Origin of the sequence: Hymenobacter armeniacus (assembly GCF_014699055.1) — a bacterium.
Lineage (GTDB): Bacteria > Bacteroidota > Bacteroidia > Cytophagales > Hymenobacteraceae > Hymenobacter > Hymenobacter armeniacus.
On record NZ_JACXAC010000005.1, the window covers coordinates 477,559 to 495,578 of the forward strand.

The following is an 18,020-nucleotide window of genomic DNA, read 5'->3' on the forward strand; positions in this document are numbered from 1 at the left end:
AGCTAGTGATAATTAAATCGGCTCTTCTTTATAATGGGCAAAGAATAATTTCTTGAGGCGCACGAGGCACTTATATTTCTGGTTTTTAGCATTGTCGGCGTTGGTGTAGCCGAATTCTGCCGTCAGGTCCTGCATCGACTTGTCGAGCAGGTAAAAGCCTTCCAAAAGCGAACGACAGGGCTCCCCCAGGTGGTTCAGGGCCTCGCTCATGGTATTGAAGCGGCGGTCCTGTTCCTCGGCGGCCAGCACATCTTCCTCGGCCCCCGTGTTGAGGTAGGGGCCGTGCTCCTCGTCGTCGAGCAGGCGCACGCCGAAGCGGCTTTTGCTCGTGAGGCGTTTCAGCCACAGGCGGCGGCACACGGCGTAGAGGTAGGTTTTAATCTGGCAGCTGAGCTCCAAAGAGCCGTCGCGTACTTTTTCATAAAACACCATCACGCCTTCCTGGTACACGTCCTGGGCATCGTCTTCGGAGCCGCTGTTTTGCAGCACGAAGTGCGACACCATGGGCCAGTGCAGCCGGTAGAGGTGGGCCAGCGCCCGCTCATCGCCGGTGCGAATGGCGGCAATGAGCGCGTCGTCAGTAGGAGTCAAAGAAGAGGAAGTTGGATTGCCCCTGCTCATTCACTTTGGTTGTTAATACGGCTGCGGGCAGCAAGTAACCCGACGAAAAAATATTTTTCTGGCCCGGGTTACCTTTTCAGTAAGGCGGGATAAAGGGCGTTTTTAAGTTAACCCACTTTCAAAATTACCCTAAAATGAACAACCTGTTTAAAGTTGCTGCTCTGGGCCTCGCCCTCACCGCTGGTCTGACCTCTTGCGAGTCGAAGTCGACCGAGTCGACCACCGTTGAGACTCCTGCTGCTGGCAGCGAGACCACGACCACCACTACCACCACCGACACCACCGCCATGGCTCCCGCTGCTGACGCTACGGCTCCCGCCACCACGGACGCTGCTGCTCCCGCTGCTGGCACCGACGCTGCTGCTGCTCCCGCCGCCGGCGCTACCACCACCACCACGACCACCGAAGAGAAGAAGTAATTGGCCGCTGGCCTACGGCCAGCCCCCAATCTTCCCTGTTCATAAAACGGCCCGGACGCAAGTTCGGGCCGTTTTTTTGTGCCTGGCTGATGCCCATTTGGCCCTGCCGGCAACCAACCAGCCGGCGGCCGTTTACTCAACCAGCCGCAGCAAATCGGCGGCAATGCCGGGCCAGGGCTGGTGCAGGTTGAGGGTGACCACCCGCACGGGGTGTCCGCCCAAGGTGTAGCGCACGTCCACGGCCTGGGCAGCGGCCGGATACAGCAGGATGCCTTCCAGCGTTTGGCCGGGGGCCGGCTGCTGGTTTTGCAGGTAGGCGTAGAGCTGGTACAGGTGCGGCGCAATGAGGCGCTGCCGGTCGTAGCGTGGGCGCAGGGCCGCGGCGTAGTACTTGGTGTCGAGGATGATTTTGCGGTCGGGTGCGTCGAGCGTGGTATCCGTGAGCATGGTGGGCAGCAGGGCCAGGTCGTCGGGCTGGGCGGCTTCGGCTTGCCAGGCAATGGTTTCGGCGAAGACGCGGTAGCGACGCTGCTCGCGCCGGAAGAAGTTGCGCGTGAATTGCTCAAACACGCGCGCCATCAACGCCTCGTCGCGCCGGAAATCGGCGAAGCGGCTGCGGCCGCCGGCGCTGGGCTGGGGCAGGGCCGTGAGCCACACCAGCTCGCACACGTGCAGCAGAAACGCCTGCTGGCCATCGGGGCGCTGCCGGCGCAGCTCGCGGAAAGTGGCCGCGGTGGGCGCGGGTTCGGGCGGGGTGGTGGGCAGGGCCGGCAAGCGCCGCCGGAGGTGGCTTAGCTCGCGGCGCAGGGCCGGCGGCAGGTCCGAGGCGGTGGCCAGTTGGGCCAGTGTTTGCGCCAGCAGCCGCAGCAGCGGCGACGAAGCCTCCAGCTCGTCGAAGGTGCAGAGGGCGCGGCCCCGGGCCAGCAGCCCCCGGCCCAGGCTGGGCGCCAGCTCGATGCGGCCGCGCAGGCTGGTCAGCTCGGCGTGGTGGGTTTCGAAGGTGGGGGGAAGGCCTTGCTTGAGCAGGCGGCGGGTGCCGTGCAGCAACACCTGGGCCAGGAGCCCCCAGGGCCGCTGAAACGCCGCCGCCTCGGTGGCCTGCAGCACGGCCGGCTCGGGCAGCCGGTTCCAGGCATAGCACAGGAAGTAATAGAGGGTGGGCAGCGGTATCACAGACGGGAGCAGCGCAACAAGCGGAATGGGCGGCTTACGAGAAGCACCGCACAAAGATGGTCCAATACCGCGCCTGACGCGCCCGCCCGCCTGGAGCAGCCTGTTTACCTAAAACAGCCTAGTCTGTGTAAGCTGAGCAGTGCCGCAATGCTGGTGGGATATTGAGGCCCGGCGGCTGGGTAAACCAAGGTGTTTGTCGCCCGAATGCCCGGATTGAACGAAGCTAAAAAGGCTGGCCTCGGTGCCACGGTACCTTTGTATTGTTCAAATAAACGCCCCGTTCCCATGCGCCTGTTGCTCTCGTTCCTCACCGCTTTCTTCCTCCTCACGTTGTCGGCCCCGGCCGTGCAGGCGCGGGAGTTGGCCCCCGATAGCAGCAAGCTGGCCCCGGCGCCCGTTAAGTCCCGAACTGCGGCTTCTGCGGCAACTGCTGCTGCGCCGGCTGCCACGGTGACGTTGATTGGCAAAATTATGGACGGCGCCCGCGCCCTGCCCGGGGCCGTGGTGGTGCTCACCAGCACCAGCCAGATGACCGTGACCAACGCTGCCGGCGAATTCACCTTCAACGTGCCGGCTCACGCCGGGCCCATGCAGGCCACCGTCACCTACGCCGGGTATGCCGATGCCGCCGTGACGCTGAGCCCGGCCTTCAACGGGGCTACCATTGGCGTGTGCAAAGCCCGGCCTGCAACCGCCGTCCCCGCCAAAAACCACCTGCGCTAGCGTGCAGTGCAACAGAAACTTATTGAGTAAAACACCAGCTATGTGACCAACGGCCTGCCGCCGCAGGGCGCGTCTAGGCCAGCAGCTTGCGCAGCTGGGCCGCGGCTATGGCGGGTTGCTCGCGCCAGTAGTCGGCCAGCAGGGGGCCTATTTCCTGTTCCAGAACCAGCCGGAGCCACGCTTCGGCTGGTTCGTTTTTGGGCGGCTGGCAGAAGTAGCTGTGGCCAATCTCAAAGTCGGGGCCCAGCTCGGGGTCGTCGGCAATGGTCTGGTTGAGGGCCGTCATGCGCCTGCACAGGCGCTCGATGAGCGGGGCGGGCACGCCCTGGGCCGCGAGGTGGACCCGCAACCGCTCCCCAAACTGCGGCTGGAGCTGCACGAAGGCAAAACGGCGGCGCAACGCATAGTCCAGCGGGGCCAGCGAGCGGTCGGCCAGGTTGAGCGTGCCGATGACGTACAGGTTGTCGGGCACGAAGAAGCGCGGCATCTCGGGCGGCGCGTAGGGCAGGCGCAGGGCGTGGGCCGGGCCGCGCTTATCGGCTTCGAGCAACAGCAGCAGCTCGCCGAAAATGCGGGGCACATTGCCGCGGTTCACTTCGTCAATCAGCAAGAAGTACGGCCGTGCGGGGTCGGCCGCAGCGCGCTGGCACAGCAGCGGCAGCACGCCGGGCACGAGGTGAAAGCGGCCCTCGGCATCGGGGCGGAAGCCCAGCATAAAATCTTCGTAGCCATAGCTGGGGTGGAACTGCACCAGCTCCACGCGGCGCTCGTCTTGGGCGCCCAGCAGCAGCCAGGCCAGCCGCCGCGCCAGAAAGGTTTTGCCGGTGCCCGGCGGCCCTTGCAGCAGCAGGTTGCGCCGGCGGGTGAGCCCGGCCAGCGCCGCGTCCAGCGAAGGTTCGTCAATGAATAGCTCGGCCAACGCCTCGGCACGCGAGTAAGCCGGCGGGGCGTAAGGCGCCGTTGGCTCTGCTGCCTGAGTGGCCGAGGCCGGCCGGCCAGTGACGGGAGCCTCCGGGTCTTCCTTGGGCAAGCCGGTGTACAAATCCTCGGCCTGCTGACGAGCGGTTTCCTCGCCGTCGGGCCCGGAGCCGGAGGTAAGCACCGGCCGCTTGGTGCTGATGGTGAAATCGAGGCTTTCGAGCAGGGCATTGGTGGGGGCACCGGCGGCGCGGGGCCAGTGGGCGGCGGGGTTGCCGGTGGCCAGGCGGTAGGCCAATTCGGCCACGGCACGCGGCGGGTAGCGGCGGCCCCGGTACACCAGCTCGTACACGGTGCCGGGCGGCAGCGGCCGGCCCTCGCGGGCCACCTGGCGCAGGGCGCGCAGCACCTGCTCGCGGGTGAGCAAGGGCGCAGCGGCGGCAGCAGAATCGGGAGGGACGGCGGGCATGGCGGGCAAGGTAGAACCGGAACAACAAACGGCCGGAATCAAAAAAGTCCCTTGGGCGAGCCAAGAGACTTTTTGAAAAGCATAACGAAGAAATAACGGCGACAACGCCGCGGGGCGCCCTAAGGGGCCACCGTGAACTTGCGCGTCACGGAGTTGTAGGGGCCGGGGATGAGGGTGCCGCTGCTGTCGACCAGCTCCAGCTTCACGGTGTTTTCGCCGGCGGGCAGGCCTTCCATCATGTAGGGCATCCACTTATCGAGCATGAACTCGGTGCCGTTGATGGTGGCGCGCACGCGGTTGCCGCCGGGCTCCAGGGTGGTGTTCACGAGGTAGAAGTCCAGCATGATGCGCTTGGCATCGGCGCCGGAATAGGTGTCTTTCGGGCGGCTGTAGAACAGGTTGGGGCCGTTCACGTTGATGATGGGCGTGGCGGGCGCCGCGCCGTTGCCCACGTTGATGACGCGCAGGTCGTAGGCGCCGCGGTGCTTGAGGCTTTCGTGGTAGGAGCGCGACAGGAACGAGAGCACCACGTGCTGGCCGTCGGGAATGGCTTTGCTGAAGCTGGTCTCGTAGTGGGCGGTGTAGGGCTCGTTGTCCACGATGTTGTGGATGTGTTGGCCCTTCATCGAGTTGGCCATCTCGGCCATGTGCGGGCCGCCGCTCATTTTGGTGAGCTGGAAGTTGGTAATCTGATAGTTGAACGGCACTTCGCCGCTGGGCACCGTCGAGTTGGCGATGGGGGCGCGCAGTTGCATTTGTGCTTCGGGGAACTTGGGCGAGTCGCCGAAGGGCGTCAGGCGGATGCCGTTCGACTCCATGCTTTCGCCGCTGGTGCGCGCGCCAGTGGCTGCGGTGTTGCTGCCAGCCGAGGCGCTCACGTCGGTTGCCGGCTTGCTCGTTTCGCAGCTGGCGAGGACGGCCAGGGTGAGGGTGCTGCTCAGCAGCCAGAATGGAGTTTTCATGTTGTAAAAAAAGTAAGCAAAAGAGTTGGTAGTAATTGTTGATTGGAAAGGGATGCGCGACGCCCTTTGGCAGGGAACAAGCGCCCGGTGCAAGGTTTTGATTAACTTGCGGCGTTGCCCACCAGGGGTTTTACAAGCCCCAAAGTAAACCTAATTTTCCCATGCAAGACCAACTTCTTGACCAAATTCCCTCGCTCGACCTCGCCGACTTTCGTTCCGGCGACCCCGAGCGCAAGGCCCGCTTCGTGCAGCAGCTCGGCGAGGCCTACCAGAACATCGGTTTTGTGGCCCTGAAAAACCACGGCCTCAACGACGAACAGACCAAACAATTGTACGCCGACGTGCAGGCGTTCTTCCAACTGCCCGACGAAGCCAAGCAGCGTTACGAAAACCCCGAGCTGGCCGGCCAGCGCGGCTACATCAGCAAAGGCAAGGAGCACGCCAAGGGCCGCAACACCGGCGACCTGAAAGAATTCTTCCACGTGGGCCAGGAGGTGGAAGAAGAAGACCCCATCAAGAACGAGTACCCCGCCAATATCTGGCCCGAGGAAGTGCCCACCTTCAAGGAGAGCACCTTCCGCGCCTACCGCACGCTGGAAAGCGCCGGCCAGGACGTGCTGCGCGCCATTGCGCTGTACCTGCACCTGCCCGAAAACTACTTTGACGACAAGGTGAAGCACGGCAACAGCATCCTGCGCCCCATCCACTACTTCCCCATCGAAGACCCGGAGGCGGTGCCGGCCGATGCCGTGCGCGCCGCCGAACACGGCGACATCAACCTGATTACCCTGCTGATGGGCGCCAGCGCCGACGGCCTGCAGGTGAAGCGCCGCGACGGCAAGTGGATTCCCATCACGGCCCTGCCCGACCAGATTGTGGTGAACGTGGGCGACATGCTGCAGCGCCTCACCAACGGCGTGCTCAAGAGCACCATCCACCGCGTGGTGAACCCGCCCCGCGAAAAGATGAACACCTCGCGCTTCAGCATTCCGTTCTTCATGCACCCGCGCTCGGAAATGAGCCTGGCCGCCCTGGACCACTGCGTGACGCCCGACAACCCCAAGAAGGAAGCCGACATCACGGCCGGCGAATTCCTGAACGAGCGCCTGATTGAGCTGGGGTTGAAGAAGAAGTAAGGTTGGGTAAAACCGCCATCAGCACGTCATGCTGAGCGTAGCCGAAGCATCTCTACCACGCAAGTAATCCACTCGGAGCAACGAAGCGGCAGAGGTGCTTCGACTCCGCCCAGCATGACGTTCTTTTTTGCCTTGGTATGACCGTTCCGGCTTCCGCTTCCAATCCGGCCCCGCCGCCCGGCGCGCCCGTGTCGCTCACGCCGCCCCCGCGGCGCTCGGGCAAGCGCACGCGCCGGGTGCGGAGCATTATTTTTTTGAAAGACGTGGCCCTGCTGGCCTGCACGGCCTTTGGCGGGCCGCAGGCGCACCTGGCCATGTTCTTCCGGCTGCTGGTGGAGAAGCGCCGCTACATCAGCGCGGCCGAGCTGCTGGAACTGCAGGCCCTGTGCGCGTTGCTGCCGGGCCCCACGTCTACCCAAACCATCACCGTCATCGGCTTCCGGCTGGGCGGGCCCAACCTGGCCTACCTCACCCTGCTGGTCTGGATGACGCCGGCCGTCACGCTCATGACGCTGGCCGGCCTCACCCTCAGCCACCTCGACCCGGCGCGGGTGGCGGCGCTGGTGCAGTTTGTGCAGCCGGTGGCCGTGGGCTTCGTGGCCTTCTCGGCCTACAAGATTTCCGAAAAAGTCATTCACACCAAAACCGCCGTGGCCCTGATGGTGGCGGCGGCCATGCTGGCCTATTTCTTCCAGCTGCCCTGGATGCTGCCGCTGCTGCTGCTGGCCGGCGGCGCCGTCACCACCGCGCGCTACCGCAAGCACGCCATCATTCAGGAGAAGAAGCCCCTGCGCGTGGAGTGGGCCAACTTTGGGCTGTGGCTGGGCTTCCTGGTAGGGGCGGCCGTGCTGGGGCACTACACGCGCCTGCTGCCGGTGCGGTTGTTCGAGAACTTTTACCGCAACGGCTCCCTGGTGTTCGGGGGCGGGCAGGTGCTGGCGCCGCTGCTCTACGCCGAATTCGTGGAGTTTAAGCATTATCTCACGGCGCCGGAGTTTCTGTCGGGGCTGGGGCTGGTGCAGGCCATGCCGGGGCCCAACTTTTCGGTGGCGGCCTACATCGGGGCGCTGGCCATGCGGCCCATGGGCGGCACCAGCGTGCAAATATTGGGCGCGCTGGTGGGCGTGGCGGGCATCTTTTTGCCGGGCACGTTCCTCATCTTCTTCGTCATTCGCTTCTGGGACCGGCTGCGGCAATACCGCGTGGTGCAGGCCTCGCTGGAAGGCATCAACGCCGTGAGCGCGGGGCTGGTGTGCGCGGCCACGTTCCTGCTCTACCACCCGCTGCCCTACCGGCTGCTGGACTTGCCGTTCCACCTCGGGCCGATTGATTCGCTGCCGCTGAACCCGCTGCTGGTGGGCACCACGTTCCTGCTGCTGCTGTGGGAAAAGGTGCCGAGCGTGGCCATCATTGCCGTGGCGCTGCTGGCGGGAGCCGCGTTGGGGTAGCAGGGAGACACCTGTCCTTGCGAGCGCAGCGCAGCCGTCCGCCCTGTTCTCAGTGACTGGCCTAATAACGTCTCTTACATGAAAAGCCCCGGCACTGAGCAGCGCTGGGGCTTTCCGGCAAAAGGATGGGGCTGGCTTTGAGAGGAAAGACTGCCCTCAGGCCTTCACCCGCTTGGCCAAGTACTCTTCCCGCGCCTCTTCCAGCTGCCGTAGCAAGTCGGCCCGCCGGTTCAGCAGTTCCTCGCCCACGGCGGGCAAGCTGCGAAACAGCCGCAGCGCCCGCAGCCGGTCCAGGCGCGGCGCCAGCTTGTTCCAATAACTAAGGGCGTAGAAGCCGGTGAGGGGCAGGCTGAGCACGTAGAGGGCCGTGAGGCGCCAGTCGTGCGCGAGCCAATGCTGCACGGCCGCGGCCTGCAGCGCGTAGGCCAGCGGAAACGTGAGCATGCCCACCACCAGCATGATGGGCGCCACAAACGCAATGTCGTCGGTGGCGCGCTTGGCTATCATCGACGGCAGAATGTAGGGCAGGTAGTTGTTGAGGAGGCCATAGAGCCACACCGGCGCGCCCAGCACCAGGTTGAGCAGGCCGGCCACGCTGCCGCGCCGCTGGCCCTCCACGGCCTCGTCGGTGAGGCGGTGGCGCCGCAGCTCGCTGAGGTAGGTTTGGAACTGCAGGCGCATGGCCACCAGCCGCGTGGGCGCGTGCTGCTCAAAACAAGCCAGCGCCTGCAGCAGCGTCTGGCTGAGCTGGAAGTTGTCGTAGAGCGTGTCGGGGTTGTCGTCGGGGTTGAGGTGGTCGCCGAAGGTGCGCTCCACCTGCTGCACAAACTCGTCCTCAGCCGCGTCGCGCGTGATGACCAGGCGCCGCTCCAGCGCCTCCCGAATGGCGTCGGTGAGCTGGTCGGCGGCGGCTTCGGGGTCTTGGGCGTAGGCCGCGGCATAGTCGGCCACGATGATGGGCGGGGCCACGTTCAGGAGCACGTCGGAGCGGAAGCGGGCGGGGTCGAAATAGTTGGTGGCAATGGGTATCACCTTCAGGCCCAGCTTGAAACCGTGGCGAGCCTCGGCCCCCAGCGCAATACGGGCGGCCCCGGTTTTGAGGGGGCGCAGGCGGCGCTCGGTCACGCTGGTGCCCTCGGGAAAAATCATGATGGTGCCGCGCCGGTCCAGGTAGTCGTAGCAGCGGCCGAAGCTGGCCTCGTTCTGGGCGGCCAGCTGCTCGGGTGTGGCGGGCGCGGCGCCGCTTTCGGCGTCTTGCCGGCGGTAGATGGGAATGGAGTTGCCCGACTCCATGATGGCCCGGATGACGGGGTTCTTGAAAAACGTGCTTTTGGCCAGAAACGCCACCGGCTGCCGCGTGTGAATGGCCGTGAGCAGCGGGTCCATGAGCGTGTTGGGGTGGTTGCCGGCGAAGAGCAGCGGGCCGGGCAGGTTGAGGCGTTCGCGGTGCCGCACCTCCATGCGCCGGAAAAACACCCGCAGCGCCACCTGCACCAGCGGTTTCATCACAGTATAAAAGAGCATGGGCCGAAAGCAGTTAGGCCCGCGAAGGTAGGCGGTTGCCCACGAATGCGCCAGGCCCGCCCACGCCCCTACTGCGCCGAAAACCGGAAAGCCGCCGGCGTCAGCCCCGTCTTGCTTTTGAACAGCCGCGTGAAGTACTGCGGGTACTCAAACCCCAGCTGAAAAGCCGCCTCGTTCACGGTGAGCGAAGTGCTCAGCAGCAGGTGTTTGGCCTTCTCGATGAGGGCGTGGTGCAGGTGCTGCTGGGTGCTCTGGCCGGTGAGGGTGCGCAGCATGTCGCCGAGGTAGGCCGGCGACACGTGCAGGGCGTCGGCGAAGTGCTGCACGGTGGGCAGCGGCCGTTCTCCCGCCCGCGCAAAATACTCCGTCACCAGGCCCTCGAAGCGGCTGAGCAGGTCGTGCTCGGGCGTGCGCCGCGTCAGAAACTGCCGGTGGTAGAAGCGGTTGGCGTAGCTCAGCAGCAGGTCGAGCTGCGAAATGAGCACGTCCTGGCTGAAGGCGTCGATGGGTTGCTCGTATTCGGCTTTGATGTTGCGCAGCAGGCCATCCAGCACCGCTTCTTCTTTGGCCGAAAGGTGGAGGGCCTCGTGCACGTCGTACGAGAAGAAGCCATAGCTCAGAATCTTCTTAGCCAGTGGGTATTTCGTCAATAAGTCGGGGTGAAACACCAGCATCCAGCCGCTGATTTCCGACAAATCCAGCGTCTCGTCGATGGCAAACACCTGGCCCGGGGCCTGAAACCCCAGCACGCCCTCGCCAAAATCGTAGGACTGCCGGCCGTAGTGAATGGTGCCTTTCAGCCCCTTTTTCAGCCAGATGCTGTAGAGCTGCGGCACCACCGGCGTGAGGCCTTTGGGCGGGGCCTGCCCGCGCGACTCGCTCAGGTCCAGGATGGTGAGCAAGGGGTGCGCCGGCGCCGGCTTCCCGCAAAAGCGGGTGTAGTCCGTGACGGTGTGCAGCACCTGAAATTCTTTGCTGGGCGGTTTCATCGGGTGTCGGGAAGCTGGTTAAACTGTTCGGCTCAGAAAAGCCAGAATTTCCGGGTACAACACTGCGTGAAATTGCATCCGGTCGAATCCGGGCGGGTCTTGCGAAGGCGGGAATGCCGGGCTGACCCGCGCCGCCGGAAACGGGCTCAGGAAGGAGAAATGGCCAGCGTTGGCCACCACGCGGTGCGTGAGCTGTCCGGCATCGGGCACGCCATTTAGCACAATCTCGCCGTGGAAGCGCGTGAGGTGTTCGTCCTTTTCGGCCTCCAGCAGCAGGATGGGCACCCGCACGTGGCGCAGCGCGCCGGGCGCCATAAACCAGGGCGTGGCCGGGGCCAGCAGCACCAGGGCCTTCACCCGCGCGTCGGCCGGTACCGGAATGGGCTGCTGCTGCCAGTCGGGCGAGTCGCGCGGTGTGGCGGTGGGCCGGCCGCCGGCCAGCGCCAGCGCGGTGTAGCCGCCCAGCGAGTGGCCAATGAGGCCCACGGCATCCGGCCGGAGCGCTCCGGCCAGCCCCGGGGCGTCACTCAGCGCATCAATGGCCAGCTGCAGGTGGCGCGGCCGGGCCGCCAGGTTTTGCGGAGTGCCGGCCCAGGCGTCGTTGTCGCGGTTGTTGAAGGGGTGCTCCGGTAGGCCCACCACCCAGCCGTGGCGGGCCAGGTAGTGGGCCAGGTTGCGGTGCACCAGCCCCGAGCTGCCGGTGCCGTGCGAGATGAGCACCACCGGAAAGGTGCCGGGCGCCACGGGGGCGTCGCGCGCCACGTCCAGAGCGTACAGGCTCAGGGTTTCGGCCTGGCCGGCCGTGCGGCTGGGGTACAGCACCAGCACCGGAAACGTGAGCACCAGTCCGGCGTCCGTCACCTCCAGCCGGCGGTAGCCAACGAAATAGTCCATGCTACATTTTTGCGGGATAGACGGCCAAGTTCGCCATTTTGCCGCCGCCCAACGGCCTAGAAGCCTTCCGGATACGCCGCGCCCGCTTGGCTGCCCACGGGCATAATGGCCTCCAGCTCTGCCAACTCCGCCGGGCTGAGCGGCATGGTGGCCGCCGCTACGTTGGCTTCCAGGTACTTGCGGCGCTTGGTGCCCGGAATGGCTACCACGCCCTGCGCCAGCACCCAGGCCAGCGCCAACTGCGCGGCCGTCACGCCTTTGGCCTCCGCCAGCGCCCGCAGCTTTTCCACCAACGCGAGGTTTCGGTAGAAATTCTCGCCCTGGTAGCGCGGAAAGAAGCGGCGCGAGTCATTCGGCTCGAAGTCGTCGGGCGTTTTGATGTCGCCCGACAGGAAGCCCCGGCCCAGCGGCGAATAGCCCACGAAGCCGATGCCCATGTCGCGCGTGGCTTGCAGCACGCCGCTTTCTTCCACGCCGCGGTCGAAGAGCGAATACTCGGTTTGCAGGGCCGTGATGGGGTGCACGGCGTGGGACCGGCGCAGGATGTCGGCCGACACCTCGCTCAGGCCCAGGTAGCGCACTTTGCCTTCTTCCACTAGCCGGCTCATGGCGCCCACGGTGTCTTCGATGGGCGTGGCGGGGTCGAGGCGGTGCAGGTAGTACAGGTCCACGTAGTCGGTGCCGAGGTTGCGCAACGAGCGTTCGATGCTTTTGCGCACGTACTCGGGCCGGCCGTTGTAGCCGCCCGTCCAGGTTTCGTTGTCGTCGACTTCAAAACCGAACTTGGTGGCCAGAATCACGTCGGCGCGGCGACCGGCAATGGCGCGGCCCACCAGCCGCTCGTTCAGGGCGGGGCCGTAGAGGTCGGCCGTGTCGAGCAGGTTCACACCCAGCTCCAGGGCCCGGTGGATGGTGGCCACGCTTTCCGCTTCGTCGGCTTCGCCGTACACGCTCATGCCGTTCACGCCGGCCGTCATGCCCATGCAGCCGAGTCCTTCGATGGGAACGTGCAAGCCCTGGCTGCCCAGGGGTACCGTTTTAATGGTGCTCATCATGAATAAATTAGATGGGTTGATTGATAAGGCAAAGGTCCGGCCCGGTCCCGGGCCCTGCCTTATACAAACCCCCGCTTCTGCAACACAAAACGCCGCCCCCGCCCGCCAACGCAAACGCGCCGCCCCGCCCGAAGGCGAAGCGGCGCGCGGCTGGCTGCAGCAGGCTGAAACCCTTATTTCTTGCGTTTGGCGGCCTTCTCTTTGGCTTTGATTTTTTCCTCTTCGCGCTTCAGCTTGGCCTTTTCCTTTTTCTCGCGCTCTTCCTCCATCTTCTTGCGCTTGCCGGGGTGCAGCGCATCAAAAGACTTGATTTTGGCGAGGCTGTCGGCCACCACCATTTCCCGGCGGGAGGTGACGCGGCCGCTCAGCGACACGTGGTCGCCTTCGTTGATTTGGGTAGTGGTGCCGTCTTTGGACGTCACGAGCCCCGTGGTGCTGATGGTGGTGCCGTTGAGGAGCTGCTTGTCGGCGGTGAGCGGGTTGGTCACCCCAAACTCGGTGAGGATGATGCGGCCCTTTTGCATGGTCAGTCCGTCTTTCACGCCCTCGCCGGTGGCGGCCAGTTTTACCCGGGCGGGCACGGCGCCACCCGGTCGGCGCGGCGGCAATTTTGTTTGAGCCTGGGCCACCGTGCCCTGCATAACCAATAGAAGAAGGGCGGCCCAAATGAGTTGTGGGTATTTCATGGAAAAATTAAAAATGAAATAATTTAAACAGTAGTATGAATCCCTATCAGAACGCAAGTTACACATTTTATTGTGTCAGTCTTCATCTTGGCTTAATGTACGAGTGCAAAACTGCTTAAGGTTTCGGTGGGCACAAAATGCCAACTTTTGACGGGATAATTCCGTTCAGAAACAGCCTGTTCAATTTTGATGCCTGTTTGCACCGGATGCCTCCGCGGGCGGCGTGTTAGCCTCTGGGTTGCCGGGCCAACACGCGGGCGTGGCGCGCCGCGCCGCCCTGCCGTGCCGCCCATTCCGCCGCAGCCGATAACTTGCCGGCGCGCTCTGCATCTGGCCACTTCCAACGACCTTTCGGCAATGGATTACAAAGACTATTACAAAACGCTGGGCCTCGACAAAAACGCCACGCCCGACCAAATCAAGAAGGCGTACCGCAAGCTGGCCCGCCAGCACCACCCCGACGTCAACCCCAACGACAAAACGGCGGAGCAGAAATTCAAGGAAGTCAACGAGGCCAACGAAGTCCTCAGCGACCCCGAGAAACGGAAGAAGTACGACCAGTTCGGGGCCGACTGGCAGCGCTACCAGCAGCAGCCCGGCGGCGGCCAGCCCGGCGGGGGCTTCGACTGGAGCCAGTACACCCAAGGCGGCGGGGGCGGCTTCGGCGGCGGCCAGGGCAGCCCCTTTGGCGAGGGCGAGGACTTTTCCGACTTCTTCAGCTCCCTTTTCGGCGGCATGGGCGGTGGGGGAGGGCGCAGCACCCGCCCCGGCGCCGGCCAGGACTACCAGGCCGAGCTGGAGCTGAGCCTGGAAGAAGCCTACCGCGGCGGCCCGCGCACCATCACCGTCAACGGCAAAAACCTGCGCCTCACCATTCAGCCGGGCGTGGCCGATGGCCAAACCATCCGGCTGCGCGACCAGGGCGGCCCCGGCCGCAACGGCGGGCCCAATGGCTCCCTGCTCATCACCTTCCGCATTCGGCCCGATGCTCGCTACGCCCGCACCGGCGACGACCTCACCCAGGACGTACCCGTGAGCATCTACAAAGCGCTGCTGGGCGGCGAGCAAACCGTGGACACGCTCAGCGGCCCCGTCAAAATCAAGCTCAAGCCCGAAACCCCCAACGGCACCCGCCTGCGCCTGCGCGGCAAAGGTTTTCCGGTGTACCGCAAGGACGGCCAGTTCGGCGACCTGTACCTGCGCCTGAACCTGACGCTGCCCCAGCACCTCACCGACCAGGAAAAAGACCTCATCAAGCAGCTGGCGGCCCTGCGGCCCGACGCCTAACCCCTTGTTGTTATGGAAACGCACCTCATCACCCTCACTTTCCAGGAGTGCAACGTCCGCTACGGCCTGGCGCCGGCCGAGCTGCACGAGTTTTTGCAGGCCGGCCTGCTGCGGGCCGCGCCCGCGCCCGAAACCGTCATCGTGGACGAGCCCGACGAGCTGCCCCGCCTGGCCCGCCTCTACCACGAGCTCAGCCTGCCCCCCGAAGCCCTCGACGTGATACTGGCCATGCGCCAGCGGCTGGTGCGCCTGCAGGCCCTGCTGGCCCATGAAACCGCCCGCGCCCGGCAACTGGAAAACTTCCTGCGCGGAAGTGGGGCGGTGGAAGAACTATGAGCCTTCAAAACGCGACTTCATGCAGTTTTAGGTAGCTGCTGCCCTCTAACCTCCTGTCTGTGCCGAATTAAGTTTTGGTGTATTCGTGAGCTCTATTTGAGAGTTTACGAAACTCATCCCCTAACGCAGTTTTGTAAACTTTGATTGGTAGACGGGTTTCGTAAACTCCATATATCCAATAGAAGGCGGTTCCAAGTCCCCATGGAGCTAGGAGCGGAGTAGTTTAGTAGTTCAGGCAAAGGAGCGTAATTTTCATGCCGTGTTTCTCACTGTCACGTTTATGCACCTGCAGGCCCGCTACGCCCTTCTTTGCTTACCACTGGCGGGGGCGGTCTGCTCTTGCGGGGGCAATGCCATGCACTACGACGCGGCCACGCGCGCCCTGGCAACGTGCAGCGGGGCCACGCTGACCACGGTGGTTGTCGCCGGAGTGGATGGAAAAGACTTTTACCGCATTGCAAAACGTCCCGGGGCCGCGGGCACCGACCATCTCCGGTTGGACCAATTGAGTGAGAGCTACGTCGTGCGCGGATGGGATTCCCGTGTGTGTCCCGCTGGCGTGCGGTTGCGCCCGAACACGTCTTACCGCGTCAGCAACGCATCGAATGGGGATGCCGCGGCTTCCGACGTGTTGGTCAAAACGGCCTCCGATGGTCTCATTACCGAAGGCAGCCCGGCCGCCTGCCGGTAAGTATTACCTAGCCAAAACTTGTTCAGTAAAAGGGTCCGAAGAGCAAAACGAGCATTAATATGCGCTATGAAAACGCGGATTATGTACCTCGAGAACAAGGAAACGGGCGAAGCACACATCGGCCGGGTCACGTTTTCGCGCACGATGCAAACGGTTTACTACCACGACAAGGTCCTGCAGCGGGGCGGGAGTGCGAGCCTCAAAGGCAATTTTTTCGACGTCGCTACCAATGAAGAATACTGGGTGTCCGGCCCCAAGAAGCGTGGGGGCGACGCGCATTATGAACGGGTCACCGTCCTCATCGACGAGGACGTGAAAGAAGAGTACTGGACTACTATTCGCGCTCCTCAGTAAAAATTTCGCCCCTTTGCGTGAACGCAAAGCGGCGAAATCTTCCGCCACTCCTTCCCCCGCGGCGGGGGGTGCTAGCTTTGCCCCATGCGGTTGTTTGAAACGGGGGACGGGCTGGAGAAGGTGCCGGGCGTAGCCTGGGTGCTGGCCATCGGCGTGGTGACGTGCGCGGTGGTCGCCGTGGGCGCGGCCCTGGTGGCCGGCGGCTTGTGGCTGGCCGACTGGCTCAGCCGCGGGTGACCGTGTTAGATGGAAAAATGGGTTTACAAAAACGGTCCACAGAGTAGCTACTTTCGCCTGCTAGACTTATCCCTTATGGCTCTTTGGAACCTATCATCGGAATTTGTTACCCGCCTGCTGTTGTGGCGGACCGGCCCCGCTGCTTTCCGGGTTATGCAATACGACGACCCGGCCGAGGTGCTGACTAACTCCGATTACTTCCTCTTTGATAAGAAGTACGAAGCGGTACTGCGACAGCTACACGGGCAGGTAGACGTCAGCCCGGCTACGGTGGTCGATGGCGTGCGTCACCTCGTCTGGGACCACTACCTTGAGGCACGCATCCTTCGCTCGGTTGACGCCGATGCGATTTGGGGCCACGAAGGTCTGGGCCTGGACCTATACCGATTTGGGGAGCAATCCATTTTTGTTTCGGAAGCCCTGAAGCAGGAATTTGAAAAAATACACGCACACGGGCTGTATTTCAGTTCGGGACTTTCCGAGTTTGCTTAGCTCACACAACTGTTCACGCAACCGGTAATTTAGCGAATCACCCGCCATCCTGACTCTATGCGCCGGAACGACTTTGACTTTGCGATGGACTTGCTCACCCAAGCGGGCTTGGAGCCCGAAGAACTGGCCTCCACCCCGGAAAAAGGGCTGCTGGTTGCCCTGGAGTCAACAGGCCTTGTCGCGTGGATATTCACCCCTGAGGGGGAGTTCCTGCGGTTTGAGCCGGGTCTAAGACGTGTCGACGAGTAACCGTTGCCGGGTCACCTCGGCCCGAACCGTTGAGAATGCTTCGGTTTAGCCAAAGGGTCCGACGAGCGAAAGGAGGTTTACTTTACGAAAACGCTTTACCGCTTATTCGAGCTGACAATGAAACGCCCCGCCCGTTTTGCCGCGTTGCTGTTTGCGCTGCTGGGACTTTATCCTGTGTTCCTAAGTAGCTACAGTCTCCTCTGGTGCCCTCTGCTCTTTCTGCTGGCAGGAATTTTACTCGTCGTCGATGCGAACCGAGTCTACAAATCCCTTGGCATCATCTGCTTATCCATCAATGTGTATGTGGTGTACTTGATGGTCAGCATTGAATGCTAAAAGTACCGCGAGTTCACAAAAACTGTGGGTTTGTCAGTACAAGATAAGTTGTTGCACTACCTCTTGCCCACTGCCAAGAGTTTATAAATCAGCCCTATTTCCGCGTCGGAACAGAAGCTCAATTACTACCGCCGTTACGCCACAGCCAGCGCCAGCAGCAACCCCGCCAGCGTGGCGCCCAGCTTGGGCCAGTTGAGGCGGTGCTCCGGGCTGGTTTCGAAGAGAATGGTGGTGGAGACGTGCAGAAAATTGCCGGCCACCAGCCCCAGCAGCGACGCATACAGGCCGCTGCTGAGCAGCTCGCGCAGCACCACGTAGTTGCTGAACACGATGCCCGCGGGCGAGGCCAGCGCAAACACCAGCAACCCGGGCCACACCCGCCGAAAGCTGCCCAGCCGCAGCCGCAGCAGCGTGGCCAGCGCAAATGCCGCCGGCACGTGGTGCAGGGCCACGCCCACCACAATGGCGTAAAAGTTCTGGCTTATCTGGCCCACCTCGGGCGTGTGCACCAGAATGCTGCCTTCCAGAAACGAATGCACCACCAGCGCCGCCAGCAGCAGAAACGGTACCCGGCTCACGCCCGCGTGCGCCCCGTGGGCCGGCTCGTGGTGTACGTGCCCGTGTTCCACGCCCTGCGACAGCACTTCGAGCAGCAACTGCCCAAAAAATCCTGCCAGCACCCAGTAGCCCACCCGCGTGGGCTGCTCGGGCAGCAACTGCAGCGCCTCCGGCAAAATGTGCGTGACCGTGAGCGTAAACAAGTAAGCCCCGCTAAACGCCAGCAGCGGCTTCAGCCAGCGGCTGCCCTGCGCCACCGGCACCCAGGCCGCCGCGGCGCCCGCGCCCAGCACCGTCAGCAGGAGCAAAAAAATAGCAAACCCCATGGCGAAAAATGAGGAATGAAGCACGCAGCATGCGGAACGAGTAGCCGGCCCGGCTAATTACGCTCCGCATGCCGCATGCCTCACTCAAAAACAGCGGCAGCCCGGCCGTCAACCGACGGGCCAGGCTGCCACCCAAC

At 63.6% G+C, this 18,020-nt stretch carries 22 protein-coding genes; 12 read left to right on the forward strand and 10 right to left on the reverse strand.

The features are described from left to right. Positions 1-12: 12 nt before the first annotated feature. A complete protein-coding gene (locus IC234_RS16670; protein WP_190926769.1) occupies positions 13-621 on the reverse strand; it encodes an RNA polymerase sigma factor in 609 nt (202 codons plus the stop codon). Positions 622-755: 134 nt separating this feature from the next. Between IC234_RS16670 and IC234_RS16675 the strand changes: the two genes are divergently transcribed. Continuing rightward, positions 756-1,040, forward strand: a complete 285-nt coding sequence (locus IC234_RS16675) for a hypothetical protein (RefSeq protein WP_190926771.1) — start codon at positions 756-758, stop codon at positions 1,038-1,040. Positions 1,041-1,172: 132 nt separating this feature from the next. On the opposite strand, the gene IC234_RS16680 is transcribed toward IC234_RS16675, so the two are convergent. Further along, complete coding sequence (locus IC234_RS16680) at positions 1,173-2,213, reverse strand: 5-methylcytosine restriction system specificity protein McrC (protein ID WP_190926773.1); 1,041 nt, start codon at positions 2,211-2,213, stop codon at positions 1,173-1,175. Between the two features lie 285 nt (positions 2,214-2,498). Between IC234_RS16680 and IC234_RS16685 the strand changes: the two genes are divergently transcribed. Then, entirely contained in the window at positions 2,499-2,936 is a 438-nt protein-coding gene (locus tag IC234_RS16685) for a carboxypeptidase-like regulatory domain-containing protein (protein WP_190926776.1), read from the forward strand. 73 nt (positions 2,937-3,009) lie between these two features. Here the strand turns inward: IC234_RS16685 and IC234_RS16690 are convergent, their stop codons facing one another. Then, positions 3,010-4,323, reverse strand: a complete 1,314-nt coding sequence (locus IC234_RS16690; RefSeq protein WP_190926778.1) for an AAA family ATPase — start codon at positions 4,321-4,323, stop codon at positions 3,010-3,012. Between the two features lie 119 nt (positions 4,324-4,442). Further along, positions 4,443-5,285, reverse strand: a complete 843-nt coding sequence (locus tag IC234_RS16695) for a hypothetical protein (protein WP_190926781.1) — start codon at positions 5,283-5,285, stop codon at positions 4,443-4,445. Between the two features lie 161 nt (positions 5,286-5,446). Between IC234_RS16695 and IC234_RS16700 the strand changes: the two genes are divergently transcribed. Continuing rightward, positions 5,447-6,421, forward strand: coding sequence for an isopenicillin N synthase family dioxygenase (locus IC234_RS16700; RefSeq protein WP_190926784.1), 975 nt, complete (start codon positions 5,447-5,449; stop codon positions 6,419-6,421). A gap of 137 nt (positions 6,422-6,558) precedes the next feature. After that, complete coding sequence (locus IC234_RS16705; RefSeq protein ID WP_190926786.1) at positions 6,559-7,869, forward strand: chromate transporter; 1,311 nt, start codon at positions 6,559-6,561, stop codon at positions 7,867-7,869. A gap of 156 nt (positions 7,870-8,025) precedes the next feature. Here the strand turns inward: IC234_RS16705 and IC234_RS16710 are convergent, their stop codons facing one another. From IC234_RS16710 to IC234_RS16730, 5 genes are all read right to left on the reverse strand, one after another. Then, the gene (locus tag IC234_RS16710; RefSeq protein WP_190926788.1) at positions 8,026-9,393 is read right to left on the reverse strand and encodes a lysophospholipid acyltransferase family protein; all 1,368 of its coding nucleotides are present in this window, start codon (positions 9,391-9,393) and stop codon (positions 8,026-8,028) included. A gap of 68 nt (positions 9,394-9,461) precedes the next feature. Beyond that, the gene (locus IC234_RS16715; protein WP_190926790.1) at positions 9,462-10,382 is read right to left on the reverse strand and encodes a helix-turn-helix domain-containing protein; all 921 of its coding nucleotides are present in this window, start codon (positions 10,380-10,382) and stop codon (positions 9,462-9,464) included. A gap of 18 nt (positions 10,383-10,400) precedes the next feature. Further along, complete coding sequence (locus tag IC234_RS16720; protein WP_190926792.1) at positions 10,401-11,276, reverse strand: alpha/beta hydrolase family protein; 876 nt, start codon at positions 11,274-11,276, stop codon at positions 10,401-10,403. A 56-nt stretch (positions 11,277-11,332) separates the two neighbouring features. Next, positions 11,333-12,328 (reverse strand): aldo/keto reductase, encoded by a 996-nt coding sequence (locus IC234_RS16725; RefSeq protein ID WP_190927164.1) that lies wholly within the window; start codon positions 12,326-12,328, stop codon positions 11,333-11,335. 176 nt (positions 12,329-12,504) lie between these two features. Next, positions 12,505-13,017 (reverse strand): DUF6799 domain-containing protein, encoded by a 513-nt coding sequence (locus IC234_RS16730; RefSeq protein WP_190926794.1) that lies wholly within the window; start codon positions 13,015-13,017, stop codon positions 12,505-12,507. Positions 13,018-13,374: 357 nt separating this feature from the next. Here IC234_RS16730 and IC234_RS16735 point away from each other — a divergent pair, with 357 nt between their 5' ends. The 8 genes from IC234_RS16735 (at position 13,375) to IC234_RS16770 (ending at position 16,999) form a co-directional block, all read left to right on the forward strand. Continuing rightward, positions 13,375-14,304: a DnaJ C-terminal domain-containing protein gene (locus IC234_RS16735; protein WP_190926797.1), complete on the forward strand. Its 930-nt coding sequence runs from the start codon at positions 13,375-13,377 to the stop codon at positions 14,302-14,304. Positions 14,305-14,316: 12 nt separating this feature from the next. Continuing rightward, positions 14,317-14,640, forward strand: coding sequence for a hypothetical protein (locus tag IC234_RS16740; protein WP_190926799.1), 324 nt, complete (start codon positions 14,317-14,319; stop codon positions 14,638-14,640). Positions 14,641-14,899: 259 nt separating this feature from the next. Continuing rightward, on the forward strand, positions 14,900-15,331 hold the full coding sequence (locus IC234_RS16745; protein WP_190926800.1) for a hypothetical protein: 432 nt from the start codon (positions 14,900-14,902) through the stop codon (positions 15,329-15,331). Between the two features lie 66 nt (positions 15,332-15,397). After that, positions 15,398-15,685, forward strand: coding sequence for a 1-deoxy-D-xylulose-5-phosphate synthase (locus tag IC234_RS16750; RefSeq protein ID WP_190926803.1), 288 nt, complete (start codon positions 15,398-15,400; stop codon positions 15,683-15,685). A gap of 84 nt (positions 15,686-15,769) precedes the next feature. Then, on the forward strand, positions 15,770-15,922 hold the full coding sequence (locus tag IC234_RS16755; RefSeq protein WP_190926805.1) for a hypothetical protein: 153 nt from the start codon (positions 15,770-15,772) through the stop codon (positions 15,920-15,922). A gap of 153 nt (positions 15,923-16,075) precedes the next feature. Beyond that, positions 16,076-16,414: a hypothetical protein gene (locus IC234_RS16760; RefSeq protein ID WP_190926807.1), complete on the forward strand. Its 339-nt coding sequence runs from the start codon at positions 16,076-16,078 to the stop codon at positions 16,412-16,414. Between the two features lie 57 nt (positions 16,415-16,471). Further along, entirely contained in the window at positions 16,472-16,663 is a 192-nt protein-coding gene (locus tag IC234_RS16765; protein WP_190926810.1) for a hypothetical protein, read from the forward strand. A 117-nt stretch (positions 16,664-16,780) separates the two neighbouring features. Next, positions 16,781-16,999 carry a hypothetical protein gene (locus IC234_RS16770; protein WP_190926812.1) on the forward strand — a complete coding sequence of 73 codons (219 nt, stop codon included), beginning with the start codon at positions 16,781-16,783 and terminating at the stop codon, positions 16,997-16,999. Between the two features lie 134 nt (positions 17,000-17,133). Here the strand turns inward: IC234_RS16770 and IC234_RS16775 are convergent, their stop codons facing one another. Continuing rightward, a complete protein-coding gene (locus IC234_RS16775) occupies positions 17,134-17,883 on the reverse strand; it encodes a ZIP family metal transporter (RefSeq protein ID WP_190926814.1) in 750 nt (249 codons plus the stop codon). Between the last annotated feature and the right edge of the window lie 137 nt (positions 17,884-18,020).